8 protein-coding genes are annotated in these 6096 nt (G+C 34.9%); 1 reads left to right on the top strand and 7 read right to left on the bottom strand.

Annotated elements, in window-relative coordinates; all coding sequences use genetic code 11:
* Positions 1–215: 215 nt before the first annotated feature.
* From IGL70_RS14510 to IGL70_RS14485, 6 genes are all read right to left on the bottom strand, one after another.
* Positions 216–386, bottom strand: a complete 171-nt coding sequence (locus tag IGL70_RS14510) for a hypothetical protein (protein ID WP_002322958.1) — start codon at positions 384–386, stop codon at positions 216–218.
* A gap of 15 nt (positions 387–401) precedes the next feature.
* The gene (locus IGL70_RS14505) at positions 402–935 is read right to left on the bottom strand and encodes a DUF536 domain-containing protein (protein WP_104858994.1); all 534 of its coding nucleotides are present in this window, start codon (positions 933–935) and stop codon (positions 402–404) included.
* Positions 936–962: 27 nt separating this feature from the next.
* Complete coding sequence (locus tag IGL70_RS14500) at positions 963–1700, bottom strand: replication initiation protein (protein WP_002292475.1); 738 nt, start codon at positions 1698–1700, stop codon at positions 963–965.
* Between the two features lie 850 nt (positions 1701–2550).
* Complete coding sequence (locus IGL70_RS14495; protein WP_002343161.1) at positions 2551–3240, bottom strand: hypothetical protein; 690 nt, start codon at positions 3238–3240, stop codon at positions 2551–2553.
* 239 nt (positions 3241–3479) lie between these two features.
* Positions 3480–4418: a relaxase/mobilization nuclease domain-containing protein gene (locus IGL70_RS14490; RefSeq protein WP_104858995.1), complete on the bottom strand. Its 939-nt coding sequence runs from the start codon at positions 4416–4418 to the stop codon at positions 3480–3482.
* The gene (locus IGL70_RS14485; RefSeq protein WP_002292464.1) at positions 4400–4780 is read right to left on the bottom strand and encodes a MobC family plasmid mobilization relaxosome protein; all 381 of its coding nucleotides are present in this window, start codon (positions 4778–4780) and stop codon (positions 4400–4402) included. The genes IGL70_RS14490 and IGL70_RS14485 overlap by 19 nt, the downstream gene beginning before the upstream one ends.
* Before the next feature lie 344 nt (positions 4781–5124).
* Between IGL70_RS14485 and IGL70_RS14480 the strand changes: the two genes are divergently transcribed.
* Positions 5125–5316, top strand: coding sequence for a hypothetical protein (locus IGL70_RS14480; RefSeq protein WP_189660793.1), 192 nt, complete (start codon positions 5125–5127; stop codon positions 5314–5316).
* A 1-nt stretch (position 5317) separates the two neighbouring features.
* On the opposite strand, the gene IGL70_RS14475 is transcribed toward IGL70_RS14480, so the two are convergent.
* Positions 5318–5851: a hypothetical protein gene (locus tag IGL70_RS14475; RefSeq protein WP_002334266.1), complete on the bottom strand. Its 534-nt coding sequence runs from the start codon at positions 5849–5851 to the stop codon at positions 5318–5320.
* Positions 5852–6096 lie beyond the last annotated feature (245 nt).

Genomic DNA, 6096 nt, shown 5'->3' with positions numbered 1-6096 from the left:
TAGCTAGTTACTAGCTTCTAATGCTTGATTTGATGCAATTTCTCTTTTTTAGTTCTTTGTGCATTTTTACCGGTCACTTTTTAAAGACTTGTTATTTTTTAGAGGATTTGATATGCTTTTTTTGTCCTTCTTCTAGTTCTTCATTTTGTAATATTTTTATGTTGATGAATAGGATAATTTCATTTTGGGCTGCTCGGAAGAGCAGTCTTTTTTTATTATTTATCCGTTTCTTTTACAAATAACTCTTCGTTAGGACTGTTGTAATAATTTGGATTCAATTTCAATTCACCATGTTTATTTCCTTTATTGATCACTGACAATAACATCGGACTGAAGCCTAGAATTCCTAGTAAAATAGAACCAAATATGAGCTTTTTTCTTGTCATGAATGTTTCCTCCAGTTATTTCCATAGTTTCCACCATTTTTGCTTCTTCTTTGTTTGTTTTTCTATCGATTCTGTTTCTTCAGAAAGAGTAGTTGATTCATTTTCTGAAGTTTCTTCCGTATAAACTAATTGTAACCGTTTTTGCAGTTTATCGATTTGTTGATTTGCCTGCAAGGTGAGTTGTTGTTGCTGGTCTAAGAGTTTTTGTATATGAGAATTATTTTGTTCTTTGAGAGCGATTTGTTCACGTAAAAATTTATTTTCTTCACGCAACTGATCGAGCAACTCATTTGCAACCACGTTTTTTGTTGGTATATAAGCATTTTTATCGCTGTTTTGTTCATGTTCATGCAACTTATCTAGCAACCTTTGGTTGCCTAAATTGCGAGCAAGTTGCAATACTCCAGAACGTAATACAACCTTATAACCACGATCATTTTTAGCTAATAAGGACGGGTCTAATTTATCAACATGTTTAGAGATTGCTTGCCTACTTATTTCAAATAATTCAGATAATTCCTTTATTGTAAAGGTTTCTTTGGGTTGCATGATAATTGCCTCCTAAATTGTTAGGTATTATTTCTCTAACCAATTATCTAAGGTAATTGAAGGTATATTTTCTTCAAAATAAATTTGCAGAGATCCTATCTTATTTCCTTTGTAGGCTTTAATTTTTTTGATTTCAAAAGTTTTAAAAATAGCAGGGTGAGTTGAATTAACGTTTAAAAATTCTTTTTTCGCTTGGGCAAAAATTTGTTTATCAATATCTCTCATGCGATAACTTTCTGGTATTGCTAATAGAGCTCTAAAATCTTCTATTTTTACAAACCAGTGACCTTTTTTAGATCTTCTGTTTTTATGAGCCATAAGTTGGCGATATAACTCTTTAACGTAGCTACTCTTTAAGTTTGTCATATTTTCTAATTCGAAACGAGTAAAATTAGTTCCGATTGAATTAAGTATATATTCAAATTCTTCAGAAACCTTTATTAATAATGTTTCATTCACTTTATCGATTTTAAATTTTTGAAACAGATTTAATTGCTCATATGTTTTTTCGTCTTCATAAATAAAAGACAAAGTAATGATTTTTTTTGACATTTTTATTAAATCATTAGCAAAACGGTCGCCACGTGCATTTATATTGTAATCAATTAATTCTTTTATTTGTTTAAATGTAAAAATTTCTTCTTTTGTACCTTTTCTTTTCATTTTAGAACATATTCCCCAAAATAAATCCATATCTATAGGAGTAAATTTTCTTAAAGGGACAGAATTTAATCCATTATTATATCGAACTATATCGTTACTCAATAAAAATCACCTCAATAAATTATGTTATCATAGACATAAGAGGATGTAAAATACAATTTATCCCCCATAGTGTGACAATTTATCCCCCATAGTGTGACAATTTATCCCCCATAGTGTGACAATTTATCCCCCATAGTGTGACAATTTATCCCCCACTACCTATGTCAATACTTACTCTCCCATGAGGTTGCTAATACCTAACAGTTATTATTAACAGTATATCTAACAGTATATCTAACAGTATATCTTAAGAGCACATTTAATTTCCCGCCTAAAAAACTACTACCTTTTACTCAAACAGGTTCGCGAATTTTTCTAAACTGGAAAACTTGCTCCCTACGGTCGCTAAAAAGGTGTGATCGCTATGCTCTCACATTGTACTGCGCAGTCGCCTAAAGGCTCCTTTGCCAAAACCGTTGTTCAAAGAGAACCTTGTGGGGCTCTGAGCCCTCGTCTAAACCGTTTTGAGACAGTTCTAGGGGAAAACCTTATCAGTTCCTAAAGCGCCTTACAGGCGGTCAGGGCAAGCCCTAACAACCCTAAAATAAGGGATACTTAAAAACACCACACAGATTTAATTTTTTAAGATATAATAACTTGTCGCCTATCCGACAGTCTTGCGACTGGAAGGAGGTGTATCTTATGATTACCCACTTTATTTGCGCCCTTCTTGTTGAGCTTCTAAACTCTTTATTTAGTTATTGGCTGAATAACCGAAACAAGAAGTAAAATCAACTAAGGCGATATCAGCCTACAAAAAAAGTCCTAGAGAATCCGACTTCTCTAGGACTTTCGTGTATCTTATGATTACCTATTTGCATATTTAGTTTAACATGAGTTTCAATCAAATTCAATTTTGCTGTTGCTGATCCAGCCATTCTTTGACACTTTCTAGATAATTTAATGCTGTTTCTTTTTTCGTTGGATTTTGTATGTTAGTTGCCTTTTGAAGCAAGATTTCATAGCGTTCATATGTGACTGATTGTTGTCGTTCTTTTCGTTCTTGTTCGCTAGTTGAAAAAGGGATTGTATCACTGAATAAGTCATAACACGCTTCTTCTGTTTGCGTATCTTTCACATATTGCACGTCTTTTTTTACTTGTTCATATTTTTCTTGGTACTCTTTTTGCTGTTTTTCTGGCAATTTCCGATAAAGACGAGTGAGTGTTTCCATATTTTTATCCGTCAATCGCTTTTCTTGCTTCACAAAAATATCATTCATGTCTTCATAACAAGCGGTAAATTCTTCAATTTTTTGTGCTAATGCTTGCTCTTTTTTCTTTTTATCACGTGCTACTTCATACTTTTGAGTGACATTTTCTAATAAAATACTTCCTGAAATGCGCTTATTTCCCTCTAAAATGCCGAATAAGCCACTTGAAATGATTATCAATGAAAATATACAGCCAAGCAATAAAAATCGCTTAAATCGAATTTTAGAGCCTTTCAATGAATGTCTTGTTTGATAAATTTTACAACTGAGCCAAATACTTCCTGAAATACTAACAAAAATGAGTAGATAGGGTAAATAAAATGCCATTTTAGCCTCCCCATACTAACCAAAATGCGAACAGTGTCAGGACTAAGCAACATAAGGGGGCAAGAATATCCATCGATCGTTGAATTAAAGCCTTTTTTTGTTCTTGGTTTCGCTGGTCTAATAGCGCTTGGTGGAGTTTTTTGACTTGTGAATCAATTGTAGTTTGTATCCTTTCTTGGGTATAAGGCGCAAGAAAAGCACGTTGTCTTTTTATTTCGTTTTCTATGTCTTTTAACGTTTTAGAGCGATAATTCTTGTTGGTGGTCTGTTCCTCGTTCAACGTGTTGTTCATGGTTTCTTCGAGTCGATCTAATTTCCGATTGTTCAGGCGTAAAAGTTCGTTGTTCTCTTCGTACTTCTCCAGCAATTTTCCGAATGCTTTCTCGAGCTCTTCGAAGCTCGTCGGCTTGCTGTCTATGATAGGCTCGTTCTCGTTCTCGATAATAGGTTTGTTCTCGTCTGTCCAGCTCATGTAAAATTGTCTCCTTTTCATAGTCCTTTCCTAATTTGTTGGATCGTACTTTTTTCTTTTTTTTGATTAATTCGTAAGTAAAATTTTTCCCACGATTGAAGCAATGAATCCCAAATATTTTGAGGGAATCACAAAATTGGTCATAGGTTCTGGTTTTTGGATTTTTCATGGTTTGATCAATGGCAAAGCGAATTTCGTCTTTCCAAACAGGTTCATTTTTTTCTTTTAGTTTGATTTCAGACATAGTTCGTTTTTCTTCTTTTTTTCCTCGTTCAGTGATACTTAAACCATGAGTCAAACAAATTTCGTCGTTGATATCGTAACACTTATCTAGGAATGCTTGACCATGTGCTTGAAACTTTTTTCCTGTTTCTAAATTGACCGAATTAATGACAATGTGATTGTGGATATGGTCTTTGTCCGTGTGCGTATAAATCGCGATTTGGTGTTCTGGTGCGATTTTTTCAGCGTATTCTTTTCCTAGCTGGTTGGCTTTTTCGGCGGTAATTTCTCCTGGTCGAAAGGACTGAATCAATAAGTGTGCTTGTACATGATCGTCTTTTCCGTAAAGCATACGTATTTGTTTCATTTCACTTTTGGCATAATCAATGTCACAGTTTATTCCTGTTTTGACGGTTGCTCGTGGTTCTGCGTAATTGATTGCTCGGCTACATGAAGTGGTTCGACTTACTTTAACTGTTGCCATATCTTTTGTAGCTCCTTTTGCATGATTTTTAGGTTTTCGGATAAGCGTTGGGCGTCTCCAGGAGCAACGTCATGTTGATGTGTGTTGCACCACTTAGCAATTTGATTGATATTCCCTCCAGCTTTGGCTAAATCGCGCGCGATTGCCTGGGCAATGTCTGGCGCCACTTTCGGTGTCACCAGACGCGCGTTTTGTGCCTTGGCTTTCACGAAAGCCGGCACACTCATTTGCAAAGCTTCAGCTGACTGCTTCAGCTTTGCAAATTCGGATTCGCTCACTCGAAAACTGATTTGTTTTGGCTCGGATCGATAGGTATATTTTTTAGAAGGATCGCTAGCCAAATTTTGATTTTGTTCGCTCATAAGTCCCACCCTTTCAGTACGTCCTACGGACGTATCGTTCGCTTTACTCATTATACCTAAAAAGGTACAATGAGTAAAGCTCACTAAAAGGGTTTGGCAAGCTCTATATTTGCTAGCCAAATACCTCCGTATTTGGTGCAAATAACCGCTTGTCAAAGGAGCGCAAGCTCCCCCTTGAATCCCCCTCAAAATCCACGCTCCACAATACAAAAAAAGGCTAGCATTTGCTAGCCACTTTTTGTAAAGTTTCGCTTATTTCACCGAAGGTGAAATTGTTGCTTTGTAATATTCAAACAACCCTATTCTTCTAAAATGTATCGATTTATTTTTTTTTAGACTTTATTATGTCTAAGACAACTAAGATTAACACTAAAAATAAACCAGATTTGTATAATTGCCCTCCGCTTAGCATATTAACAATTATAGCAACAGCTATAGCAAATATAAAAATACGAATAGTAGCTATTTGCGGATTCTTTTTAGTAAATGTTTTTAATGATTTTAATGATTTAGATATCAAAAACATCACTCCTTAACTTATAACGTTGAATATCTAGTAGCTACAACTCTTCCAGCTGCATCATATCCCCTTTGGTAATAAAATCCAATCCAGCCATTACCATTTTTGTCCCATTCTTTTGCAACTGCATTCCCTGGAGAAGCACCTTTTTTAGTCCAACTTGCACCTGTTAACAAAGCACCAATTGCCCAACCTGGGATACCAAACATAGAAGTGCTAGCTTTCCCTCCTGCCCAAAAGGCAGCATTAATAGCATTAGCAGCTACTCCAGTGGTTACAGCAATATTTGTATATTCCTTTTTGCCCCATCTTGCAACTGCAGCTCTTGTCATGATATCTGAAGAATTTGCAAAATCTTCCGCACTATAACCATCCTCATATTTAGTTACGACCATACCATCTTCAGTGTACTCAATAACTACATTTTCAGTAGCATTGTTTTCGTTTAATGATACCACTTGGGAATTTTCTGAAGCATAAACTATAGTAGTTGACGGTAAAACAACTGCCCCAATAGTTAACAAAGCTACCCCTAAAGTAAATTTTTTCATAGAATTTCCTCCTGATACAGAAAAATATATAGAAAACGTTTTCTTTGTGAAAATCATAAAACAAAAGGTATAGGCTTGTCAATATTTTATTTAGTAAAGATAATTTATATTTTTGATAATGTGGTATAGTTAGAATGCATTAGGAAAATATGTTATATTAAATTCTTGTTGACATAATGTATACTATGCCAAGTAGCGCCTGTAGCAATCGATACAGGCGCTCACTTTGTGATTTTCAATTGGTC

The organism is Enterococcus sp. DIV0901a (genome assembly GCF_051711525.1).
GTDB lineage: Bacteria > Bacillota > Bacilli > Lactobacillales > Enterococcaceae > Enterococcus_B > Enterococcus_B faecium.
The sequence above is the reverse complement of the archived record's forward strand: the minus strand, read 5'-3'. Positions and strand labels throughout refer to the sequence as shown.

Bases quoted from the DNA above. Each gene is read 5' to 3' on its own strand.
- IGL70_RS14485 (WP_002292464.1), bottom strand. From the start codon at position 4,780: ATGAGCGAACAAAATCAAAATTTGGCTAGCGATCCTTCTAAAAAATAT.
- IGL70_RS14480 (WP_189660793.1), top strand. From the start codon at position 5,125: ATGTCTAAGACAACTAAGATTAACACTAAAAATAAACCAGATTTGTAT.
- IGL70_RS14475 (WP_002334266.1), bottom strand. From the start codon at position 5,851: ATGAAAAAATTTACTTTAGGGGTAGCTTTGTTAACTATTGGGGCAGTT.
- IGL70_RS14505 (WP_104858994.1), bottom strand. From the start codon at position 935: ATGCAACCCAAAGAAACCTTTACAATAAAGGAATTATCTGAATTATTT.
- IGL70_RS14490 (WP_104858995.1), bottom strand. From the start codon at position 4,418: ATGGCAACAGTTAAAGTAAGTCGAACCACTTCATGTAGCCGAGCAATC.
- IGL70_RS14510 (WP_002322958.1), bottom strand. From the start codon at position 386: ATGACAAGAAAAAAGCTCATATTTGGTTCTATTTTACTAGGAATTCTA.
- IGL70_RS14495 (WP_002343161.1), bottom strand. From the start codon at position 3,240: ATGGCATTTTATTTACCCTATCTACTCATTTTTGTTAGTATTTCAGGA.